Raw genomic sequence first — 23280 nt, forward strand, 5'->3', positions numbered from 1 at the left:
CCAATTACCGTCGTAAGGGGGAGCGGGCTTGACTGCCAACCAACTGGATACGCCATTCGCCATCAAAGGACTGCATCTCAAAAACCGGATCGTCATGGCGCCGATGTGCCAATATTCGGTCGAAGCGAAGGACGGCAAGCCGAACGATTGGCATTTCGTCCATTACGTCTCGCGCGCGGTCGGCGGCACCGGCCTCATCATTATGGAAATGACCGACGTCGATCCGGACGGCCGGATTACGGATTACGATCTCGGCCTATGGTCGGACGAGCATATTCTCGCATTCAAGCGGATCATCGACGAAGCGCACCGGCAGGGGGCGAAAATCGGCATTCAGATTGCCCATGCGGGCCGCAAAGCCGAGGATGCCGAAATGCCGGTCGGGCCTTCAGGCATTCCCGCTGGGCTGCAAGCCAAGACGCCGAGACCGCTTGCCGCGGAGGAGATCGCCGTAATTGTCGAACAGTTCAAGGAAGCGGCTGCGAGAGCGGTGAAAGCCGGAGCCGATACGATCGAAATCCACGGGGCGCACGGTTATTTGATCCATCAATTCCATTCGCCGGGCATTAACGACCGGGAAGACGAGTACGGGCAAAATTACGCCAAATTCGGCGTGGAAGTCATTCGGGCGATGAAGAGCGTCATGCCGGCCGACATGCCGCTGCTCTTCCGGATTTCCGCGACGGAATACATGGACGGCGGCTACGGCGTTGCGCATGCCATCGAGATGAGCAAGCAATACATAGCGGCTGGCGTTGATGTCCTTCACGTATCGAGCGGGGGAGAAGGGCCCGCCGGCAAGCGCAAGCCGGGCAATTATCCCGGTTATCAGGTGCCCTTCGCGAGGGCAATGAAGGAAGCGCTAGGCGTTCCGGTCATCGCGGTCGGCATGCTGGACGATCCGAAGCTCGCAGAAGCGACCGTCGCGAACGGGGATGCCGACTTGGTGGCCGTCGCCCGCGGCATGCTGCGCGATCCGTATTGGGCGCTACATGCGATTAAGGCCGTCAAAGGGGACGCCGAGCCCCCGAAAGCTTACGTAAGAGCCTACTGATCTGGGGAAAGGGAGAGGAGAATGGACATGAAGCCAACCGTATTTATCGACCGAAAAGTGCCGGACGAGGTCAAAGCGTATATTTCGGAGCATTGCGCCGTAGAGGCTTGGGAGGACGAATCCACGATTCCGCGTCCGCTGCTGCTCGAGAAGCTGGCGAAAGCGGACGGGCTTCTCACGTCGGGCCGGCGGATCGACGCCGAACTGCTTGACAGCGCTCCGCGCCTTAAGGTCGTAAGCAGCATCAGCGTCGGGTATAATCACTTCGACCTGCAGGCGATGAGGGAGCGCGGCGTGATCGGCACGCACACGCCGTTCGTGCTCGACGATACGGTAGCCGACCTGGCGCTGGCCCTCATGCTCGGAACGGCGAGAAGGGTAGCCGAGCTGGACCGCTACGTCAAGGAGGGAAGATGGGCTTCCGGCGATGGCGTCAAGCTGTTCGGCCGCGACGTCCATCACGCGACGCTCGGCATCATCGGCATGGGACGGATCGGAGAAGCCGTCGCGCGGCGCGCCAGATTCGGCTTCGAGATGGAAGTGCTGTACACGAACCGAAGCCGCAAGCCGGAGGCCGAGCAGCAGCTTGGCGTCCGGTACGCGGAGCTGAAGGAGCTGCTCGCGCAGTCGGATTTCGTCGTCATGCTCGCGCCGTTAACGGCCGAGACGACGCGGATGATCGGGCGGGAGCAATTCCGCTTGATGAAGAAGACGGCGTTCTTTATTAACGTGTCCCGCGGTCAGACGATCGACGAGGCGGCGTTGATCGAGGCGCTGCAGGACGGCACGATCGCGGGGGCCGGTCTAGACGTGTACGAGAAGGAGCCGGTGGCGGCCGACAATCCGCTGCTCCTAATGGACAACGTACTCGCGCTGCCGCATATTGGGTCGGCTACGGATAAGACGAGGTTCGACATGGCGATGCTCGCCGCGCAAAATCTCGTCGGCGCGTTGACCGGCTCTGCCCAGCCCCATATCGTGGCGGAACTGCGGTAACGAACGCCCAGGCCAGCCGTAAGAACCCCTGACTTCGAGAGAGGTCAGGGGTTTCCTTGTTCACGGTTCAATGGTTGACGGCATTAGCGCAGCTTCAATACTTCTACCCGGTTGGAGAAAAACGTCGCCCCGCCGCCCATATCGGCGAGCCGCTGCGGCGTCAGCGCGTTGACGGCCTGCTTCCCGCCGCCCGCGTCGTCCCACCAAAGCCCTTGCGTCACGAGCACGCCGGGGAGAACGTCCCGGCCCGTACGCAGCGTCAGCCGCGCTTCGCCGCGGTCGTTGCGGACGATTACCTTCTCGCCATCCGTCAGCCCAAGCTTCGCGGCATCGTCGGCATGCATATGGACGAGGGGCTCCTTCTCAAGCTTTCTCAGCTTCTCCTGATTCGCGAACGTCGAGTTGATGAAGCTGTGGTTCGGGCCGGTCGTGAGCAGGAACGGGTACTTCTCGGGCTCGCGGAGCGGCGCATGAACGGGGACCGGCGGCAAGCCGGACCGCCGCATCGCCTCGGAATACAGCTCGATCTTGCCGGAGGGCGTCGGAAGCCTGCCGAAGGACGGTCCCGAGCCTTCGCCGCCGGCCTTCATCCAACCGTATTGCTTCAGCCCTTCTACCGTGATCCCTTTCAGAAGCGGATTATGCTCGCTATCCAGCGCATCCCGGATCATTTGCTCCTCGCTGATATCGAAGACATCCTTCTCGAAACACATCCGAAGCGCCAATTCCTTGAATAGCGTAAAGTTCGATTTGCATTCGCCCATCGGCTCGAGGATCGGCTCATGCAGCTGCAGATAGAGATGCCAATAGGAAGTATATAAGTCCGTATTTTCGAAATGGGACGTCGCCGGCAGCACGATGTCCGCGTACTTGCACGTATCCGTGAGAAACAGGTCGTGAACGACGGTGAACAGATCCTCCCGCAACAGGCCGCTGCGGACGCGGTTCTGGTCGGGCGCCACGATCGCCGGATTGCTGTTATAGACGAACAGCATATGCACCGGCGGGTTCAGCTCGTGCAGCGCGTCGCCGAGCTGATTCATATTGACGGTCCGTACGTCCGGATCTTGCAGCAGGTCGGGCCGCTCGATCTTGTCCGCGTTCAAGCGCGAATACCAGCCGTTGCCCTTCATTGCCCCTCCGCCGCGCTCGCGCCACGCACCGGTAAGCGCGGGTAGACAGGCGATCGTCCGGATCGCCATGCCGCCGTTATCGTGGTGCTGCAGGCCGTTGCCGATCCTTATGAAGGACGGGGAGACGGTGCCGTAGAGCACAGCCAGCTCCTCGATTTCGGCTGCCGGCACGCCGGTGATGTCCTCGACGAGGCGCGGCGAGTAAGCGGCTGCCTGCGCGGCCAGCTCATCGTAACCGACGGTATGATCATGAATAAAGTCGCGATCGATTAAGCCGTCCCGAATGAGAACATGCATCATGCCGAGCGCAAGCGCGGCATCCGTGCCCGGGCGGATGTGAATAAAGCGGTCCGCAAAGGAAGATGTCCGATTGCGATGGACGTCGATGTGGATGATTTTCGCGCCCTTTCTGCGGGCTTCGGCGGCCAGCATCGCCTGATGCATGTTGGTTGATACGAGATTGCAGCCCCAAATAAGGAACAGCTTCGTATGTACCGTATCCTCCGGATCGATGCCGATGGAACCGCCCATCGTATATTTATAACCCTCAGCGCCGGCGGCGTTGCATATCGTCCGGTCCAGCCTGCTTGCGCCGAGCCGGTGAAAGAAGCGGCGATCCATGCCTTCCGCGTTAAGGACGCCCATATTGCCGTAGAAGCTGTAGGGCAGTATCGCTTCCGCGCCTTGCTCCTTCATGATGCGATGCATTCGCGCGACGATTTCGCCGTAAGCTTCCTCCCAGCCGATCCTCTCGAACGCAAGCGTTCCTTTCGGACCGACGCGCTTCATCGGGTAGAGCAGCCGTTCCGGGTGATACACCCTGTCCGTTAGCTGACGGACCTTATTGCATATGGCGCCGCGTGTTACGGGATGCTCCTTGTCTCCGGTAATTTGCGTAATGAGGCCGTCCTCCAGCGTGACGGCAAGCCCGCAAGCGTCCGGGCAGTCGAAGGGGCAGACGGAACGAACCGTCGTCGATGCCGTAGATGTCATTGTGCGCTCACTCCCTTGAATGGCTTGAACTCGGTTTATAATAAGCCCATTTTACACTCGATGAACGGATTCGTATAGTCGACCAGTAATTGACAGACGTTATGCAAGTGCTTACAATTAGATTGGATTTGACGGGATGCAGCGATTTCTACATAAGGCGTGCTTTTTTAATAATCTTTTAATTAGCAGGAGGAGAACGTTCATGACAGTTATCGAAGACAATGCGGTCGTCCTATTCCAGGGCGACAGCATTACCGATGCGGGACGCAACTATTCGGACCCTAACAGCTTAGGCACGGGATATGCCTACTTGGTCGCGGCGGAATTCGGACGCAAATATCCGGGCAAAAACGTAAAATTCCTTAATCGCGGCATCAGCGGCAACCGTGTCGTCGATCTGGAGCGGAGATGGCAGGCGGACTGCCTTGATTTGAAGCCGACCTGGGTATCGATTTATATCGGCATTAACGATACGTGGCGCCGCTACGACAACAACGACCCGACTTCCGCCGAGCAATATTACGAGGGATACCGCCGGTTGATTCTGAGCACGAAGGAATCGCTCGAAGCCTCGATTCTGTTGATCGAGCCGTTCGTCGTGCCGGTGCCGGAGGACCGCAAAACGTGGCGGGTGGATCTGGATCCGAAAATCCAGGCCGTACGCGAGCTCGCCTTTGAATTCAAAACCCCGTATGTGCCGCTCGACGGCTTGTTCGCCGCGCAAAGCGCGCAGACCGGACCGGCTTATTGGGCCCCGGACGGCGTGCATCCTTCGCCGGCGGGGCATGCGCTGATCGCGAACGCTTGGCTGAACGCGGTGCGGGCGTAAGTTGTTTTTCAGTTGACAACAGCTTACTTGTCATGTAACATATTGCCTTGATCGATCTTTCCATATTATATTTTCGTATAACCTCACAACAAGGAAGGAATGCTATAAGGGTGAGGGTCTCTACGGGAAGCCTTAACTTCCTAACTACGAATGACGGATCATGCAGCCATGATTCCGGATTCGCGGTTAGGATTTTTTTTTGCCCGGCAATCGGGCCGCATCGTCATAGAAGGAGGAAATTCGTTCTTTATGAAGTATTTAATATCGGTGTTTATCGGAGCTGCCAGCTACGGCATCTTGTCCACGATCGTCGTGCTCGCGTACGGCAGCGGCTACGAGCTCGGCGAGGTGGTCGGCAGCCAGCTGCTGACGGGCTTCGTCCTGGCTTGGGGGCTGGCGATTTACATGAAGCGCCAGGATAAGCGTAAACGGAAGAACGGGGCGGAGGGCGCGTTCGATCAAGCGCGTCCGCATGCTAAGCTCACATGGAAGAGCAGGCTGCTCCTCATGGCGGCGGGCATGCCGACAGCGGTGACCGGCTTGCTGTATTACGAATCGCTTCGCTACATTCCGGCATCGCTGGCCATTATTTTATTGTTCCAATTCACGTGGATCGGCGTCCTTATTCAGGCCGTAAGCCAGCGCAAGCGACCGGGCGGCGTCATGTTCCTGACTGTCGCCGTCCTGTTCGGGGGGACGCTGCTGGCGGCCGGCATCATGGAGCAGGGGACGGGGCGCTTTAACTGGACGGGCGTGACGCTCGGGCTTCTGTCCGCCGTCAGCTACTCGATGTTCATCCTGTTCAGCGGAAAAGCCGTCCCGGCGGCGCATCCCGCGGCCCGCAGCGCGTGGATGATAACCGGCGGCATGCTGCTTGTATTCGTGCTGTTCCCGCCGGCGTTCCTGCTAAACGGCCTCATCTGGGGCGATCTGCTGCTGTACGGCTTCCTGCTCGGGACGTTCGGCGCGTTCATTCCGCCCGTCCTGTTCTCGATCGGGGTGCCGCATATCGGCGAGGGCATGGCCGGCGTCCTTGGCGCCGCGGAACTTCCGGTCGCGGTGCTGTTGTCGTCCTTCGTACTAAAGGAGCATGTAAGCTTGCTGCAGTGGATCGGCGTCGCCGTCGTGCTGATTGGCATCGCGCTGCCGGAACTGACGAGAAGAAGAAAAGCGCTTCTGCCTTCTTAAATGGCAGAAGCGTCGTAAAAAGGGGCTGTCCCATAAGTTGGTTTGCTCCTTTGATCATCGCCAATCCTGTTTTTTGGTCTATAGCTTTCTTCCCTTTGCGAATTATGGGCAAGCGAAAGCCATTCGACCTCAAGGCTCACTTATTAATTTCAAAAACTGAAACAAAATGCGGAAATAGGAGGCTTCGTGGGCGATTAGTTTCAAATTTTGAAAATAAGGCGGTTATTATTGAAAGGTGAAGCGCGTATAAAGCGTTTAATTTCATAAATTGAAACGAAATAAGGGATGTGTGAAGTAAAGAACAATTTAGTTTCATTTTTTGATATTAGTATCAAAGTCTCTTGGCCGTCGAAGCCAACAGGGCTGACTCTCAGGTCGTTTCACGGGCTTTTGAGACAGCCCTTCTTTCTGTTTCCGTTGCCTTGGTCACGGTGCTTCGTCCGGCTCAATCCGGTTTTATCCGTCTTGGCTTGCGCCGTTCGCCGCATCGGTCAATTCGGCCGCCTGTCCGCGCGGATACGGCGTCGGCAAATAGGGAAACGTTTATATATTAATTAATTCGGGGGCGCGACTATGCATCTCGCTCCGGCGGCGACCGGAAGCATGCCGCAGGAAGGATTGGACCGTGCAGTACGATTGCGTAATTATTGGGGGCGGAATCGCCGGCCTGCAAGCCGCCATTCAGCTTGGCCGGTACCGGCACAAAGTAGCCGTCATCGACGCCTCAGGCGGCAGATCGAACCTATGCCGCTGCTACCACAACATTATCGGCTGGCCGGACGGCGTCAGCGGATCGGAGCTGCTCGCTTCGGGAAGAAAGCAGGCGCAGCGGCTTCAGGTCCGTATGATTGAAGCAAGAGCCGTAGAGGCGGCGCAGGAACGGGAACGGTTCGCTATCGTCATGGAGGACGGCGGGCGAATATACGGCCGAAGGCTCCTTCTGGCGACCGGAGTGAAGGATCGGCTGCCCGATTTCCCCGCGCTCATGCCTTGTCTGGGGGTCACCGTCTACATATGCCCGGATTGCGACGGGTACGAAATATCGGATAGGAAAACGATCGTGATCGGATCGGGCAAGGCCGGCGCGGAGATGGCGCTTGCGCTGACGTTCTGGACCGACGAGCTGATTTACGTCAATCACGAGCTTGCCGCGCTGGACGTCAAGGAGAAGGAAAGACTTGAGGCCAAGAAAATAGCGTACGTCGAGAAAGCCGTTCGTAGCGTCATGACCGAGGATGACCGGTTCCAAGGCGTCGTTTTGGAAGACGGCACCATGATAGCGTGCGACCGGTGCTTTCTCGCGCTGGGCGGAAACGAGGTTCTCTCCGGCATCGCCGGGCAGCTGGGCGCCGAATTGACGGACAACCGCCATATCAAGGTCGATCCCCGTACCAAAATGACGAGCGTCAAGCACGTATGGGCTGCAGGCGACGTGACGCCCCATTCGGAGATGGCGACGATCGCGATGGGGGACGGCAGCCAGGCGGCGATTTGGATCCATAAAAGCCTGCTGGAAGTCGAACAGGCTAAGCCGTCCGTTCCGGACCGCGCTTAGCCTGCCGCCGCCAGCCGAATTACAGCGAAGTGATGACTTTGTCGATAATCCCGTATTCCAGCGCTTCCTGAGGGGACATGAAGTAGTCGCGGTCCATATCCTTCTCGACGACGTCCAGCGGCTGTCCGGTCCTCTCCGCGGCGATTGCGTTTATTTTCGATCGAATGCCGAGGATTCGCTTGGCGCTGATCGCGATATCGCTGGCCTGCCCCTGTGCGCCGCCATGCGGCTGATGAATCATAATTTCGCTGTTCGGCAGCGCGGCGCGATGGCCCTTCTCGCCCGCCAGCAGCAGCACGGCCGCGAACGAAGCGGCGAAGCCCGTGCATATCGTATGAACGGGGGGCTTCACGAATTGCATCGTGTCGTAAATCGCGAAGCCCGCCGAGGTGGAGCCGCCGGGGCTGTTGATGTACATCATAATCTCTTTGTCCGGATCCTCGGCCGCCAGGAATAGGAGCTGCGCGACGATGCTGTTCGCCACGTTATCGTCGATCGCCGCCCCAAGGAAAACGATGCGGTCCTTCAGCAGTCTGGAATAAATATCGTAGGACCGTTCGCCGCGGTTCGATTGCTCGACGACATAAGGAATGAAATTGCTCATAAAGGATCAGCCTCCCAAATAGGTTTTGTCGCTTTCCACCTGTAAACGAACGGGGACCGTCAAAAGATACGGCGAATAATTTGCGCTCCCAACGTATCCTTTCGTAAGCTATAATCGTTTACATAGGAAAGGATCAGAATGAATCGACCGCCATTCGAAGCATTGCGCGCTTCATGGCGCGGACAGGAGGCTATCCATGGTTTCGATCAAGATGGAGAATGGGTTTGAAGCCCGGAACGGACAGGACGACATCGAACGGCTCCAGGCTGCCGTTCATCGGTATTGCCTGTCTCTGACCCGTTCGAGCTGGGATGCCGACGATTTGGCCCAGGAAGCTTGGCTCAAAGGGCTGAAGAGCATGAACGGCAATCGCCATGCGAATGCGGAAGCCCTGCTGCTGCGCATCGCCAAAACGACCTGGATCGACCAGGCCCGACGGCAGAACCGGCTGAAGCGGATTATGGCCGGACTGGGGCCAAGCGAGTCGACCTATAACAAGCCGGCTCCCGAGCTTGAGGAAGCGCTGTACGGCCTATTCAGGCATTTGTCTCCGCTGCAGCGCGCCGTGTTTCTATTGCGCGACGTGCTCGGCTACCCGGCCGCGGATGCCGCCGAGCTGCTTCACGCCTCGGTCGGAGCCGTGAAGGCCGCGCTGCATCGGGCGCGGGAAGCGCTTGGCGGCTTGAAGAGGGAGCTGGAAGTAGGGATGGCCGCATTGCCGGAGGACGACGGCGCGAAGGCTTTTCTTCGCAGCTTTGCCGCGGCGTACGAGAACGGGGATACCGCCATGCTCGTGAAGCTCGCCCTGCAGGACGCGGCGGATGCGGGCGCGGTTGCCGGCATGGTGCGGAACGTTCAGCTGCGGCAAGCGGCGGCTTCCGGCAAACGGCGCTTGGCGAAATCGGACGTACAATCCGTACGGGCGGCAGCGTAAAACGGGCGCTTGGCGCGCTTCGCGGACATGAACCGGCCGTCGGTTGGTAAAGATCGATTATAGCCGTTCTTTCACTATCGTCCGCCGGTCCGAGCGAAGTATACTGATGATGTCGGGCCGACGAAATTCCAGGAAAGGAGTTGATCGATTTTGATTACGCACATGGAGGTGGCTTCCGTTTAATCGGAAGCCGCTGAATAAGACGGAGGCCGCAAGGCCTCCTCTTTTGTTGATAAAGCGATTCAAATCGGAGAAACGCATGTAAAAAATTTCTTGTCAACTGAAAAGGCTTTCTTTATACTTTAGAAGTGACTTTACATAATTTCCGGAGAGGAGGATGCAACATGTTCAACGTAATTAAGGTGATTAAATATTAACCGAATAAACAACTTTCATTCAGGTAGGAATAGCAGTACCCGCATGCCTGTGGAAGATTTCGCGTCCACGGTTTTTTTGTTTTTGCAAACAATCGAGAATCGAAAATAACGAAAGGAGGCAGTGACATGTTGTTTAATGACATGAACGAGAAGAAAGCCCATTTAAGCCTGTATGAGGAGGACTTATACCGTGAACTACAAAAATGGAAGAGACGTGCTTCCCCCTAGTTTGCTGAAGGAACTGCAAAAATATATCCAGGGCGACCTGATTTATATTCCTAAGACAAAGGAGCAGAGGGCGCACTGGGGCGAGGTCAGCGGGACGAGGAAGATGCTGGCCGAGAGGAACAAGGACATTTGCAACCACTATTCGAACGGCTGGTCCGTCGCCGAGCTTGAGCGCAAATTCCATTTGTCCAGCGAAAGCATTCGCAAAATCATAGTTAAAGCGCGTTAGCCGATAACCCGCTGATGGGGGAACCAAATGGCAATCATCGAGAAGCTCCCGGACAAGATTAGGGCTCGCTTCGAGCAAGATCCGCTGTTCAGCGCCAAGACGGATTTGCGGAGCAACGGACATTTCGGCGAGCAATGGATCGCTTTCACCGAACAGGAATTAACGCTTTGGGAGCGGGACGGGCTGCAATTATTGAAGATAGGCATGAACGATTTGAAGGAAGCAAGGGCGGTTAACGGCGTCGGCGGCGGCACGCTGCTTGCCGATACCGCCAAAGGGCCGGTCGTCGTCGCCCGCTATACGGCGGCGTTGTCGCCGCTGTTCGGCTTCGCCGCCAAGCTGCTTACGGCGATCGCGAAGGGCGAAGAGAGGCCGGCCGTCTCCGAGAAGGAATTTCCGCGTTACTGTCCGACCTGCGACAATCCGCTGTCGGAAGGAACGCAAGTATGCCCGGTGTGCAAGAACAACGGCAAAGTCATCGCCCGCATGCTGAAGTACGCGAAGCCTTACAAGTCGCAAATGATCGGGGCGGGCTTTCTGCTTGTATTGACGACGCTGGTCGAGCTTATTCCGCCGTACTTGACCAAGGTCATGATCGACGACGTCCTGCAGCCGAAAAATATGGGTTCCGCGCTGCTTACGATCGTGGCGGGATTAGGCCTGACCGCTTTGCTGTTGTCCGTCATGCAGACGGTGCGCGGGCTGATCGGCGTCTGGGTCGGCTCGAAGCTGATGGGCGATCTGCGCAAAGACATATACAGCGCGCTGATGCGATTGTCGCTGGCCTTCTTCGACCGCCGGCAGACGTCGCAATTTATCGGAAGGGTGAACAGCGATTCCGAAGCGATGAGGCAATTCATGACCGACGGCGTCATCTGGGTCAGCGGGGAGTCGCTGCGGGTTATCGCCATTTTCGTCATCATGTTCAGCCTGGACTGGAAGCTGACGTTGTTCGCCCTGCTTCCGATGCCTTTTATGGTGATCGTATCGATGAAGATGTGGCCGAAGATCGGCCGGCGCTGGTATCAGCAGTGGCGGTCGATCTTCCGGCTCAACGTGCTGGTCGGCGACTCCCTGCAGGGCATTCGCGTCGTGAAGGCGTTCGGCCAAGAATCGACGGAAATGTCCCGTTATTCGGAGGCGAACCGCGAAGTGGTGCGTCATAACATCCGCATCGAAGGCTTGTGGCAGGGCATGTTCCCGTTGTTTTCGTTCATTGCCGGGCTCGGGACGCTGCTCATCTGGTACAACGGCGGCCGATCGGTGCTGCAGGATGAACTGCAGCTCGGCACGCTGATGGCGCTGATCGCTTATTTGACCATGCTGTTCGGTCCGCTCCAATGGGTCAGCCAAATGATCAACTGGGCCAGCAACGCGCTCTCCGCGGCCGACCGCGTGTTCGAAATTATGGATACGCCTTCCGAGGTTCCCGACGTCCGCGATCCGGCGCCGATCGGAACGATCAAAGGCGAGGTCGCCTTCAACCGGGTGACGTACGGCTACGAGAAGCATCACCCCGTGATCAAGGATATCAGCCTGCACGTGAAACCGGGCGAGATGATCGGGCTTGTCGGCCATTCCGGCGCCGGCAAGTCGACCTTCATCAATATGATCTGCCGATTCTACGATACGGATGAAGGCTCGATCACGATCGACGGCGTAGACCTGCGGCGCATTAGCCAATCCGATCTGCGCAAGCAGATCGGCGTCGTGCTCCAGGAGACGTTCCTCTTCGACGGCACGATCGCCGAGAACATCGCTTATTCGAAGCCCGACGCGACGCCGATCGACATTATGAGGGCGGCCAAAATCGCGAACGCCCACGACTTTATCGTCAGGCTTCCCGACGGCTACGATACGCGGGTAGGCGAGAGGGGTCACCGGTTGTCGGGCGGGGAGAAGCAGCGCGTCTCGATCGCCCGCGCCATTATTCACGATCCTCGCATCCTCATCCTGGACGAGGCGACCGCATCCGTCGATACCGAGACCGAGCGGCAGATCCAGGAAGCGATTACCCGGCTGATCGAAGGCCGCACGACGTTTGCGATCGCGCACAGGCTGTCGACGCTGCGCAACGCGGACCGGCTCGTCGTGCTGGAGCGCGGCAAGATCGTCGAGGTCGGCACCCACGAGGAGCTGCTGGATCGCAAAGGGGCGTACCATAAGCTCGTCGAGGCGCAGCAGGAATTGTCCAAGATCAAGGGGGTTGAAGGCTGATGAAGGACCGATACGAAATTGCGATCGCCGATCCGGAAGAAGTCATCTTCAGCCGCGGCCAAGGCGGAGTGTTCCAGGGCGTCGTCGGCGGGAAGCCGTACGAGGAGCTTATCGTATACCGCGCGTTCCCGTTTCTGTATACGACGCAATTTATTTCGATCCGCGACGCCAAGGGCGAGGAGCTGTGCATCATTCGGGACATCGCCGAGCTTGACGACGAGAGCCTGAAGGAAATCGAACGGGAATTGCAATTCCGTTATTTCCTGCCGAGAGTGACCCGGGTCGACAGCGTGAAGCAGAAATCCGATTTGTGGCTGTGGGAGCTGCAGACGAATTTGGGCGCGACGCGCATCGCCATGCGGAATTTGCACGAGCATATGCAATTTCCGGGAGGCAACCGAATCATATTGACGGATATTAACGGGAAGCGCTGCGAGATTACGGACTGGCAAGCGCTCGACGGTCACAGCCGCAAGCAGCTGACCGATGTCGTGTAAGGATTAGATAGGGGCAGGCAGCCTTCGGGCGGCCTGTCCTTTATTTTGAATCGATGGCATGCGAAGAAGACCGCCCCTCAAGGACGGTCTTCTTCGGCGTGTAACCGTTATCACGATTAGTGGACGGAAGAGGCGGGCAGCTTCAGCGTCGTTCTCGGGAATTTGCAGTCGTCGCGATAGCAGTTCGTATCGCTGTCGTAGGTCGATTGCGAAAGCCGGTGCGAAATTTCGAAGATCGAAAGCTCCGGATTGACGTGAAGCGTCGACTCGAAGAACGAGCATCTCTCGAAGTTGAAGTTCAGCGTCGTAATAAGGATGACGCAGTTCGTGAACGTGCAGCCGATAAAGCTGAATCCGTCGAAAGCGATCGTTTCGTTCGTAAAATGTTCGTTGGATATCGTATTCATCATCAGCACTCCTATTCTAGGTTGGACAACCTGTTTCCATACTAACAGATGGCCGTCGTAAAGATTGTCAGAACGCGCTGTCCGAAATAAATAATTAACGACATATTCTTTAACGAGAACGGCGTATTAGGCATTCACCCATTACGGGCCGCATGAGTATCTTATTAGGAATTCAATGCTAAGATACGGAGGAATCGAAATGGGCTACTTTGTTGAGGCCAAGCAAGACGTAAAAATTTTTGTCGAGGACGTTAACCCGGCCGGCGAGCATACGCTGCTCTTCATTCACGGCTGGCCTGCGGATCACCGGCTGTTCGAGTATCAATTCAACGTGCTTCCCGCCATGGGCTTTCGCTGCGTCGCCATTGACCTGAGGGGGTTCGGCCATTCCGATAAGCCTTGGGAAGGCTATTCGTACGACTGCCTCGCGGACGACGTGCGAAGCGTCGTCGACGCTCTTCATCTTCGAAACTTTACGTTGGTGGGCCATTCCGTCGGAGGCGCGATATCCATCCGTTACATGGGCCGGCACGGCGGTCATGGCGTGTCCAAGCTCATTCTGCTTGCCGCCGCGGCTCCGAGCTTCGTCCAGCGCCTTGACTTTCCTTACGGGCTATCGAAGGACGATGTGGATCGGCTTATCGAAGCCACCGAGAACGACCGACCTAAAATGCTGCGGGATTTGAACGGCATGTTCTTCTTCCGGAATATCGGAGAGCCTTTCGCGGATTGGTTTTTCCAGATCAACCTGCTGGCGGCGGGCTATTCGACTACGGCCGTCCTCGTCTCGCTGCGGGAAGAAACCTTGTTCGGGGATGTCGCAAGCATCAGAGTGCCTACGTTGATCCTGCAAGGCGTCCATGACGAAATCGTGAAGCCGCAGCTGGCCGCCGTGCTGCACAAAAGCATTCCCGGCTCGAAGCTGGTCTGGCTCGGCGACAGCGGGCACGGGCTGTTCTGGGAGCAGAAGGAGAAGGTGAACGAGGAGATCATCGGATTTGTTTGCTGAGCGGAAGGGAGCGCGCGAAGGCGATGCGCGGCGCTTCCTTTTTTTGTATCCAACTCCCGATTCGGCTGGTATAATACGGGTGAGGTGACTGCGGCATGCGTTATCGGCTGTACCATTATTTCGAGACGGGCCAAGGCCCGTTCAGAAATTTATCAAGCCTTCCGCTGGAGGAAGCGCGGCAAGTATCCGCTCGCCTGAGAAGCGATGGCGGCGTCTTCGCGAGCCGTCGGTCAGTGGATTACGTCGAAATCCGGAGGGAGCTGGAAGGCAAGGCGCGCGATTCGTTCATCGCGAAAGGAGGCCGTCCGCTGAAACGTTATCCGCATTACATGACGCTAGGCGAATGCGAGTGGCTGCGCGAGTGGTACAAGCATAGCGGGCGGATCGTTATTGAACTAGACAGGTTCAAGGAGGAAGCGGTCAGCTTCACCTACGGCGACTTATTTCCGACCATGCGGTACAAGGACGGCAAGCCGTATCGGGAGCAAGTGTATACGAAGTCCGAAATTATGGAACTTATTCTTACATACGGGCTGCCCCAGCAGTGGAACGGGGACGGCAGCAAAGGACCCGAAAGATATATCGAAGCTCAAATTTGGGATGATGAGATCATTGGTCCATTGATTGGCCAGAAAGATTAGGGAAATGAAACGAATAATCATCGATTATATTGGGGGGAACGAGATGACCGTCAAATCGCTTGGGACCGTGTTTATCCGTGTCAGCCGCCTTGAGCCGGCGCTTGCTTTCTATTCCGAGGCGCTTGGGCTGAAGCTTCGCGACGTGGAGCGGTGGGAGGACGGCAGAGGCGCTAATTATTTGATTTCCGAACAAAGTCCGACGCCGCTGCTAACGCTGATCGAACAACCGGATATGGAGCCGCTCCGGCACCCGGCGTTTAATTTGTATTGCGAAGGCGCGCTGGCATTCTATGACCGGTTAACGGCGCAGGGCGTCAAGGTCGGGCGGGTCAACCGCTGGTCGTCCGAATGGAACGACCATATTGACTTCGACGTTTACGATCCCGACGGCAATCCGATCAATTTGATCGAATGGCGCAGGAGAGACGATCTATAATAGGGCAAAAGCCTCTATGCGCGGGAATCCGGCATAAAGGCTTTTTTCGTATCAGGCGTTGATTTGCGATCCGTCCGCAACGGTCTCCAGACGGGCTTTGCCGCCTTTCTCCATCCATTTGTTGCGCCAGCTGAGCTGCATGACCGTCAGAAGGATAAGCGCGCAAAGCGTGATGCCGCTAAGAATGAGAAAGCCCGGGGCATAGGAGCCCGTCGATTGGTACAGCTGCCCGAGGATAAGCGGCAGCGCGTATCCGCCGAGTCCGCCGGCCGCTCCGATAATGCCGGTCATCAGACCGAGCTCGTTGCCGAAGCGCTGCGGGACAAGCTGGAACACCGAGCCGTTTCCGGCGCCCAGGCACATCATGCCGATGAACAGGATGATCAGGACGACCGGCAGCGCGGGCAGCGTCGCGACGGCGGCCAGCATAAGTCCGGCTCCGCCGTATAGGATGGTCAGCATTTTGGCGCCGCCAAGCTTATCGGACAAGTAACCGCCGACCGGTCGGAAGAAGCTTCCGGCGATGACGCAGAATGTCGTGAAGTCTGCTGCGCGGATCGGGGAGAGGCCGTATTGCGTGTTGAAGAAAATCGTCAAATAGTTGGAGAGACCGACGAAACCGCCGAAAGTAACGCAATAAAAGGCGCAGAAGATCCAGGCGTCGCCCTGCTTCAACACTTGGGCGTATTGGGAAAGCTTCTTCGGCGCGGGACGGTTCGGGCTGTTTTTCGCGAAAATGGTGAAAAGGATGAAGACGACGACGATCGGAATGATCGCAAGGCCGAAGACGATCTCCCAGCTACCGTAATGCTGCGCAAGGCGGTTGGCGAACAAGGTGGAGATGACGGTGCCGCTGTTGCCGGCTCCCGCGATTCCCATCGCAAGTCCCTGATGCTCCTTCGAATACCACTGGCTCGCGAGCGGCAGGGCGGCCGCGAACGAAGCGCCGGCTACGCCGAGAAGCAGCGCCACGACGTACAGCTGGTCGAGCGATTGCACGAACTGCCAGCCGAGAACGAGAGGAATGAGCGTCGTCAGCATGCCGATCTGCGCCGTCCGCTTCGGACCGATATAGTCCGTCATAAAGCCGAGCACGAGCCTCAGAATCGAACCGCCGAGAATCGGAAGGGCGACCAAATTCGCTTTTTGCACGGCATCCATCGGATAATCGGCCGCGATAATGACGGCGAGCGGTCCGATTAATACCCAGAGCATGAAGCTGACGTCAAAATACAAAAACGCGCTGAACAGCGTAGGCTTATGCCCGCTTTGCCAAAATCCTTTTTTCTCCATCTAAATCTCTCCTTTTTGTCTTCTCGATCTTAACCAAAAAAGGCCGCAGTCCATCCTAAGTCAGGAAGGAAATGCGGCCGCGTTGCCATCGGAAGCACGCCATTGTGCAACCATTCAAGTATGAGGGGGTTCGCTGGTTCGCGATCCCAATTCGAATTATAAGTGCACGTGATATGCATGTCAATATATCTGACACCAAATTATTTTTGAAACTTCCGCACAATATTTGTTAGTTATATTGACACAGGCGGCAACATGCACTAATCTTACATTATACATGGAGTTTGCACAGCGGCGTGCCTAGCTCTTACGGCAACGATGCCCTTTTCCCTCAAAGGGGGAGAGGGCTTTTTCTGTTTATTTTCGATGAAAGCTGACGCTAGATGTGAGAGATTAGAAATAGCATGAGTGGATGTGAGAGACGATGAAGAGAAAAAAACTGGTTGTCATCGGTAACGGCATGGCCGGAATCAAATGCGTGGAAGAGATCTGTAAGCTTGAGCCCCAGCTTTATGACATTACGGTGTTCGGCAGCGAGCCGCATCCGAATTATAACCGGATTCTGCTGTCGAAGGTGCTGCAGGGCGACTCCTCGATCGACGATATTACCATTAACGATTGGGCATGGTACAAGGAGAGGAATATCCGTTTATATACGGGTGAAACCGTCGTCCGCATCCATCCGGATTCGAGTACGGTGGAGACGCAGTCCGGCCTTCGCGCAGAATACGATTCCTTAATTATCGCGACCGGATCGTCCGCCTTCATCCCGCCGATCTCGGGCATTCATAAATCCGGCGTCATTTCGTTCCGGAATATCGAGGATTGCCGCAAGATGATGGACTACGCCAAAAAATACCGCAAAGCGGCCGTGATCGGCGGCGGCTTGCTGGGACTCGAAGCGGCGAGGGGGCTGCTCAATCTCGGGATGGAGACGGACGTCATCCACAATGCGCCGTATCTAATGAACCGGCAGCTTGACCGGACCGCGGCCGACATGCTGCGCAAGGAATTGGAAGGACAGGGGATGCGATTTTGGCTGAATAAAGAGACCGAGAGCATAACCGGCTTGAACAGGGCGAAGGGCGTTCGATTCACCGGCGGCTCTTCCTTGGAGGCGGACCTGATCGTCGTCTCGGTCGGCATCCGGCCGAATATCGAGCTTGCCCGCGGCTGCGGTCTCGAGACGAACCGGGCAATCGTCGTCGACGATTACATGCGGACCAGCATCCCCGATATATATGCGGTCGGCGAATGCGCGGAGCACCGCGGAATCGCATACGGTCTCGTTGCCCCGCTCTATGAACAAGGAAAGGTGCTGGCATCGGTCGTTTGCGGCCGCGAGACGCCGCCATACACGGGCTCCATTCCTTATGCGCAGCTGAAAGTGTCGGGCGTCGAGGTGTTCTCGGTCGGCGACATCCGCGAGGACGAAGCCGAAACCGCGATGCAGCTGTACGATGGAATTAAGGGCACTTATAAGAAGGTGACGATGCGTGACGGCATCGTAAGAGGTGCCATCCTCTACGGGAATACGGCCGAGGGGATGAAGCTGCTCGATTTGGTCAAGCGCAAATCGGCGGTAACGGCGCTTGCCGCGTCGCCCGGGGACGGCGAATCCGGCGGTTTCGACGAGGCCGCCGCAAGCATGCAGGATCGCGAAACGGTCTGCGCATGCAATGCCGTCCGGAAATCGGCGATCATGGAAGCGGTAATCGAGGACGGCATGCAGACGGTCGACGAGGTCAGGGATTGCACCAAAGCGTCCAGCTCCTGCGGCGGATGCCGGCCGATGGTGGAAGCGGTCATCCGATTCGCGTTGCGGCAAGGAAGAACGGCGGAGAAGCAGGCCGAGCCAGCGGTATGCGGCTGCACGGAAATTGGCCACGAGCGGTTGAAATCGGCGATCGCCGAAGCCGGCTTCGGTTCGCATAGCGAGGTCATGCGCGCACTCGGCTGGACGAAGCCGGCGGGCTGCGGCATATGCCGGCCGGCCGTATCGTATTATTTGGCGCTTAACGGCCGCCAGGACGCAAACAGCCGATCGGATGTCGATGTCAATATTTTTAACATCGGATTGTCAGTCGGCATCGTGACAGAAGAAGAGCAGGCCGCTCCGGGACCTTTCGATTCGCGGTCTCTCGGGACGGCGCTGTACCGCAGATGGGAAGGCGTTCCGTTCCCTGCGCCGGTAAACGCCGCCGTAACGGCGGGGCTCCATCGTCCGGCCGGCGTGCTCGTCCGCGATATCGGGATAACGGGCGCGCCTTCGGGCTGGGAGATATACGCGGCGGGACACGCGGAGCATCCGGTGAAGCAGGGCCAGCTGGTCGGCATCGCCCGCGACGAAGCCGAAGCGCTTGCGATGTCCGTATCGTGCCTGCAGCTTTACAGGGAAAGCGCGGCGTTCGGGGAACCGATGTGGAAGTGGATGGAGAGATACGGAATTATAGAAATTAGAGAAACGCTGCTCGACGCGGAGTTCCGCTCGGAGCTTCTGGCGAGAGCCGGCGCTCCGGACCGGAACGACAATAAAGAGGAAGGGCTCGGTGAAACGTATGCAGCTTATCTCCAATGAACGAACGACGTTGAACGAACGCGGGCACGTCGATACGCAATGCCCGTTCTGCAGCGTCCAATGCAAAATCCGAATTACGCCGCAAATCCCGGATGCCGGGACGCGTCGCCCCGCCTACGTCGTCGAGGGTATCCCGAATGCCGCTTCGGAAGGCCGCCTATGCGTGAAGGGCATGAACGCGCATCAGCATCTCATGAGCCCGGAGAGGCTGCTTCATCCGCTCGTGAGGAAGGACGGGCAACTCGTGCGGGCTTCCTGGGAGGAAGCGTTAGGCATGATCAGCGATAATTTCCTTGCCGTCCGCCAGCGGCACGGGGCCGACGCCATCGGTTTATACGGCGGCGGCTCGCTGACGAACGAGTCCGCCTATTTGCTGGGGAAATTCGCGCGCGTGGCGCTGGGCACCAAATATATCGATTATAACGGCCGCTTCTGCATGTCGGCCGCCGCATCCGCCGGCAACAAGACATTCGGCGTCGACAGGGGACTTACTTGCCGCCTGTCCGATATCCCGTTAGCCCGTTGCATCATCTTGGCGGGGACGAACATCGCCGAATGCCAGCCGACGCTAATGCCTTATTTCACGAGGGCGAAGGAGAACGGCGCCTTCATCATCGTCATCGACCCCCGGGAGACCGCGACCGCCGCAATCGCCGATCTGCATCTCCAGTTGAAGCCGGGCACGGATGCGGCTTTGGCGAACGGCATGCTGAAGGTGCTGCTCGACGAGAAGCTGACGGACCCGGGCTTCATCGCCGGACGAACGAGGGGTTTCGCCGCTTTGGAAGAGCATATTTCTGCTATCGATCTTGAAGATGTGGCGAAGCTGACCGGCCTGGCCAAGGAGGACATCCATAAGGCTGCCGTCGCGTACGGCAAAGCCGCTACCGGCATCATTTTCACGGCCAGGGGAGTCGAGCAGCAGACGGACGGCCATGTCGCGGTGCGCAATTTCCTCAACATGGTGCTCGCGACCGGCAAGATCGGCAAGCCGGGCTGCGGCTACGGCGCCGTGACCGGGCAAGGCAACGGACAAGGCGGAAGGGAGCACGGCCAGAAGAGCGATCAGCTGCCGGGCTACCGGTCCATCGATAACGAAGAGGACCGCAAGCACGTCGCCGCCGTATGGGGCATCGATCCCGCGGAGCTTCCGGGCAAAGGCGTCTCGGCCTACGAGATGATGGAGCTTGTTCATCGGGAAGAGATCCGGTCGCTGCTTGTCATGGGCTCCAATCCCGTCGTCTCGAATCCGAATGCGGATTTGGTCGAAGAGGGGCTCGCGAAGGTTGAATTTCTCGCGGTCGCGGATATGTTCCTGTCGGAGACGGCAAGAATGGCGGACGTCGTATTGCCCGTAACCGCTTATTTGGAGAACGACGGCACGTTGACGAATCTCGAAGGGCGCGTTCTGCTCAGGGAATCCAGGCTTGCGCCCCCGGGAGAAACGAGGCACGACTGGGAGATCCTAGGCGAGCTTGCGGCGATGCTGGGCAAAGGACGTTATTTTCCGTTCGAGTCGGCGGAGGCTATTTTCAACGAATTGCGAGAGGCGAGCCGCGGCGGGTTGGCCGATTATTACGGCATCACCTATGACCGGCTGCGCAAGGAAGGCGGCGTGTATTGGCCTTGCCCTTCTACGGACAGCGGAGTGCCGAGCGGCATGATGTTCGAGCGAAGCTTCGCCCATGCCGACGGAAGAGCCGTCTTCTTCCCGGTGCCGAGCCGCCTGCCGCAGGAGACGCCGGACGGCGATTACCCGCTGACGCTGACGAACGGTCGGCTGCTGTCCCATTATTTGACCGGCGTACAGACGCGCAGAAGCCCGTCGCTCGCCGCGCGCAACGTCGATAACTATATCGAGCTGCACCCGCGAACGGCCAAAAAATACAAGATCGAGGACGGAGAGTGGGTGGAGATCCGTTCCCGCAGGGGCAGCTTTCAGGTGAAAAGCCGGATTACGGATAAAATTCGGGAGGATACGCTCTTCGTTCCGATGCATTGGGGCGATGCGCAGAACGTGAACAAGGCGACGAGCCCGGAGCTCGATCCGAATTGCAAAATGCCCGGCTTCAAAACGTCGACGGTATCGATCGTTCCGCTTCGGCTGGCCGGGAAGACCTGAATATCGATTTTAAAAATGAGCCGCGCAGCTTGCGGCTCTTTTTTTTGTGCTATATTAGGTTATATCATTTGAATAACTCTCGCAAAAATGGACGATGGAGCTGAACGGCATGACGACAATCTACCAATTAAACACGATTTTTATAAGCATGGTCATGGAGGCTATTCCTTTCGTTCTGATCGGCGTTCTTATTTCGGGCTTGATTCAATCGTTCGTCAAGGACAGCTGGATCGCCCGCATCATGCCCAGAAACCGGGTGTTGTCGACCATAGCCGGCTGCGGCATCGGCATGTTCTTCCCGTCTTGCGAATGCGGCATCGTACCGATTACCAGGCGGTTAATCGGCAAGGGCATGCCGCTGCATGCCGCAATCGCCTTCATGCTGACCGGCCCGATTATCAATCCGATCGTGTTGTTCTCCACCTACATCGCCTTCGGCAATGATTGGGAGATGGCGGCCATTCGAGCCGCTCTGGCCACGGCCGTCGCGATGGCCGTCTCGCTTGCGGTTTCGCTGCTGTTCAAGGAGCTGCCGCTGCGCATCCCCCTGCCGCAGCACGCAGCAGCTCTTGAAGATGGGGTCGTGCCCCCGCCGCCTTCCGTTCCGCTCGGCAGAAAGCTGTACGAAGTCATCGAGCATGCGATCGAGGAGTTTTTCGCCGTCGGCAAATATTTGGTTCTCGGCGCGCTGATCGCCGCTTGCATGCAGACGTTCGTTCCGACCTCGTATTTGCTTCACATCGGCGGCAACCCGGTGACGGCATCGCTCGTCATGATCGCGCTCGCCTTTCTTATTTCTTTATGCTCGGAAGCGGACGCCTTCATCGCCGCCTCGTTCAGGAGCACGTTCACAACGGGCTCGCTCTCGGCGTTTCTCGTATTCGGGCCGATGATCGACATTAAAAATACGCTCATGCTGCTCGGCGTTTTCAAAACGAAATTCGTCGTTGCTCTTATCGGTTTCACGGCCGTATTTACATTGGCCGGATCCTTGATCGTGGGGAGGCTGTTCGGATGATCCGCTATTTCATTTTGTTCGGATTTTCATTTATGTTCTTCATGCTTCACTACACCGGAGAGATCAGGAAGTACATTAACATGAAATACGCCTATTTATCGATTAGCGCCGTCGTCATTTTGGGACTTCTGTGCATTTTTGAATTCATCCGCGCCTCGCGGCGGCAAATCGCGGAGGAGAAGCGTCAGGCCGAAGCGGGCGAAGGGGAGAGCGGGCAATGCGAGCATCACGCCCACGGCAGTGACGGGAATCTGCATCACCACTCCGATCATCACGACCATGGGCATTCGCATGGCCATGAAAGCAGACTGAAACGGTTTATCGGCTACTTCATCTTAGCCGTACCGATCGCAACGGGACTGTTCCTGCCGGCGCACGCGCTGGATTCGAGCTTCGTGAAGGCGAAAGGGTTCTCGTTCCCGGGTTTTGACGCGGCCGCCGCGGATAATCCGGGCGCCCATCAATTTTTGAAGCCGGACTCCAGCGTCTTTTACAAACCCGACGATTATGAGGCCGTGAGAGACAAAGAGCTGGCGGAATTCGTGAATCGGCCGGCCGTGTTATTGACCGATCGCGACTATTTGGCGGGTATGGAAGCGATTTACAATTCGCCCGAAGCTTTTATGGGCAAGGAGATCGGTTTTAACGGTTTCGTGTACAAAGGGCAGCAGGTGGACGACACGCACTATTTCGTGTTCCGCTTCGGGTTCATCCATTGCGTCGCCGATTCCGGCGTGTTCGGGATGCTGGTCGAGTTCCCCAAAAATACGCAATTGAGCGACGATGAGTGGGTGCGCGTCAAAGGGAAGCTGACTTGGGAGCTGTACCAGCCGTTTAAGCAGACGATTCCGGTATTGCGAGCGAGCGAATGGGAACGGTTGGACGAGCCCGAAGATCCATACGTCTATCGGTCGTAAGGCAAAGTCGGGCGGATCCTAATAA

20 protein-coding genes and 1 riboswitch are annotated in these 23280 nt (G+C 57.4%); of the genes, 16 read left to right on the forward strand and 4 right to left on the reverse strand.

The window, feature by feature from the left end; translation table 11 throughout:
- Window positions 1–28 precede the first annotated feature (28 nt).
- Both IDH41_RS15150 and IDH41_RS15155 read left to right on the forward strand, forming a co-directional pair.
- Window positions 29–1054, forward strand: coding sequence for an NADH:flavin oxidoreductase/NADH oxidase (locus IDH41_RS15150; RefSeq protein WP_223829755.1), 1026 nt, complete (start codon window positions 29–31; stop codon window positions 1052–1054).
- A 27-nt stretch (window positions 1055–1081) separates the two neighbouring features.
- Complete coding sequence (locus tag IDH41_RS15155) at window positions 1082–2050, forward strand: 2-hydroxyacid dehydrogenase (protein WP_190862436.1); 969 nt, start codon at window positions 1082–1084, stop codon at window positions 2048–2050.
- Window positions 2051–2133: 83 nt separating this feature from the next.
- On the opposite strand, the gene IDH41_RS15160 is transcribed toward IDH41_RS15155, so the two are convergent.
- The gene (locus tag IDH41_RS15160) at window positions 2134–4176 is read right to left on the reverse strand and encodes a molybdopterin-containing oxidoreductase family protein (protein WP_190862438.1); all 2043 of its coding nucleotides are present in this window, start codon (window positions 4174–4176) and stop codon (window positions 2134–2136) included.
- 202 nt (window positions 4177–4378) lie between these two features.
- Here IDH41_RS15160 and IDH41_RS15165 point away from each other — a divergent pair, with 202 nt between their 5' ends.
- The 3 genes from IDH41_RS15165 to IDH41_RS15175 all read left to right on the forward strand — a co-directional run bounded on the left by IDH41_RS15165 (window position 4379) and on the right by IDH41_RS15175 (window position 7748).
- Entirely contained in the window at window positions 4379–5005 is a 627-nt protein-coding gene (locus tag IDH41_RS15165; protein WP_190862440.1) for an SGNH/GDSL hydrolase family protein, read from the forward strand.
- Between the two features lie 53 nt (window positions 5006–5058).
- Window positions 5059–5172: riboswitch (purine riboswitch) on the forward strand.
- 82 nt (window positions 5173–5254) lie between these two features.
- Window positions 5255–6193, forward strand: coding sequence for an EamA family transporter (locus tag IDH41_RS15170; RefSeq protein ID WP_190862442.1), 939 nt, complete (start codon window positions 5255–5257; stop codon window positions 6191–6193).
- A 625-nt stretch (window positions 6194–6818) separates the two neighbouring features.
- Window positions 6819–7748: an NAD(P)/FAD-dependent oxidoreductase gene (locus IDH41_RS15175; RefSeq protein ID WP_190862444.1), complete on the forward strand. Its 930-nt coding sequence runs from the start codon at window positions 6819–6821 to the stop codon at window positions 7746–7748.
- Window positions 7749–7767: 19 nt separating this feature from the next.
- Here the strand turns inward: IDH41_RS15175 and clpP are convergent, their stop codons facing one another.
- On the reverse strand, window positions 7768–8352 hold the full coding sequence (gene clpP / locus IDH41_RS15180) for an ATP-dependent Clp endopeptidase proteolytic subunit ClpP (protein WP_190862446.1): 585 nt from the start codon (window positions 8350–8352) through the stop codon (window positions 7768–7770).
- Window positions 8353–8548: 196 nt separating this feature from the next.
- On the opposite strand from clpP, the gene IDH41_RS15185 reads away from it, so the two are divergent.
- From IDH41_RS15185 to IDH41_RS15200, 4 genes are all read left to right on the forward strand, one after another.
- A complete protein-coding gene (locus tag IDH41_RS15185) occupies window positions 8549–9286 on the forward strand; it encodes an RNA polymerase sigma factor (RefSeq protein ID WP_190862448.1) in 738 nt (245 codons plus the stop codon).
- Window positions 9287–9853: 567 nt separating this feature from the next.
- On the forward strand, window positions 9854–10120 hold the full coding sequence (locus tag IDH41_RS15190; protein ID WP_190862450.1) for a CD3324 family protein: 267 nt from the start codon (window positions 9854–9856) through the stop codon (window positions 10118–10120).
- Window positions 10121–10147: 27 nt separating this feature from the next.
- Complete coding sequence (locus IDH41_RS15195; protein ID WP_190862451.1) at window positions 10148–12337, forward strand: ABC transporter ATP-binding protein; 2190 nt, start codon at window positions 10148–10150, stop codon at window positions 12335–12337.
- The gene (locus tag IDH41_RS15200) at window positions 12337–12834 is read left to right on the forward strand and encodes a DUF1854 domain-containing protein (protein ID WP_190862453.1); all 498 of its coding nucleotides are present in this window, start codon (window positions 12337–12339) and stop codon (window positions 12832–12834) included. Before IDH41_RS15195 ends, IDH41_RS15200 begins: the two co-directional genes overlap by 1 nt.
- Before the next feature lie 116 nt (window positions 12835–12950).
- Here the strand turns inward: IDH41_RS15200 and IDH41_RS15205 are convergent, their stop codons facing one another.
- Window positions 12951–13241, reverse strand: a complete 291-nt coding sequence (locus tag IDH41_RS15205) for a hypothetical protein (RefSeq protein ID WP_190862454.1) — start codon at window positions 13239–13241, stop codon at window positions 12951–12953.
- 199 nt (window positions 13242–13440) lie between these two features.
- Between IDH41_RS15205 and IDH41_RS15210 the strand changes: the two genes are divergently transcribed.
- The 3 genes from IDH41_RS15210 to IDH41_RS15220 all read left to right on the forward strand — a co-directional run bounded on the left by IDH41_RS15210 (window position 13441) and on the right by IDH41_RS15220 (window position 15327).
- The gene (locus IDH41_RS15210; RefSeq protein ID WP_190862456.1) at window positions 13441–14250 is read left to right on the forward strand and encodes an alpha/beta fold hydrolase; all 810 of its coding nucleotides are present in this window, start codon (window positions 13441–13443) and stop codon (window positions 14248–14250) included.
- A gap of 95 nt (window positions 14251–14345) precedes the next feature.
- Complete coding sequence (locus IDH41_RS15215; protein WP_190862458.1) at window positions 14346–14891, forward strand: hypothetical protein; 546 nt, start codon at window positions 14346–14348, stop codon at window positions 14889–14891.
- 4 nt (window positions 14892–14895) lie between these two features.
- Window positions 14896–15327, forward strand: coding sequence for a VOC family protein (locus IDH41_RS15220; protein ID WP_190862460.1), 432 nt, complete (start codon window positions 14896–14898; stop codon window positions 15325–15327).
- A 51-nt stretch (window positions 15328–15378) separates the two neighbouring features.
- Here the strand turns inward: IDH41_RS15220 and IDH41_RS15225 are convergent, their stop codons facing one another.
- Window positions 15379–16620 (reverse strand): nitrate/nitrite transporter, encoded by a 1242-nt coding sequence (locus IDH41_RS15225; RefSeq protein WP_190862462.1) that lies wholly within the window; start codon window positions 16618–16620, stop codon window positions 15379–15381.
- Window positions 16621–17044: 424 nt separating this feature from the next.
- On the opposite strand from IDH41_RS15225, the gene nirB reads away from it, so the two are divergent.
- From nirB to IDH41_RS15245, 4 genes are all read left to right on the forward strand, one after another.
- Entirely contained in the window at window positions 17045–19198 is a 2154-nt protein-coding gene (gene nirB / locus IDH41_RS15230; protein ID WP_190862464.1) for a nitrite reductase large subunit NirB, read from the forward strand.
- Window positions 19179–21320, forward strand: a complete 2142-nt coding sequence (nasC, locus tag IDH41_RS15235) for an assimilatory nitrate reductase catalytic subunit NasC (protein WP_190862672.1) — start codon at window positions 19179–19181, stop codon at window positions 21318–21320. Before nirB ends, nasC begins: the two co-directional genes overlap by 20 nt.
- A gap of 109 nt (window positions 21321–21429) precedes the next feature.
- A complete protein-coding gene (locus IDH41_RS15240; protein WP_190862465.1) occupies window positions 21430–22338 on the forward strand; it encodes a permease in 909 nt (302 codons plus the stop codon).
- Window positions 22335–23255 carry a TIGR03943 family putative permease subunit gene (locus IDH41_RS15245; protein WP_190862467.1) on the forward strand — a complete coding sequence of 307 codons (921 nt, stop codon included), beginning with the start codon at window positions 22335–22337 and terminating at the stop codon, window positions 23253–23255. The genes IDH41_RS15240 and IDH41_RS15245 overlap by 4 nt, the downstream gene beginning before the upstream one ends.
- Window positions 23256–23280 lie beyond the last annotated feature (25 nt).

It is taken from the genome of Paenibacillus arenilitoris, from assembly GCF_014705655.1.
Taxonomy (GTDB): Bacteria; Bacillota; Bacilli; order Paenibacillales; family Paenibacillaceae; genus Pristimantibacillus; species Pristimantibacillus arenilitoris.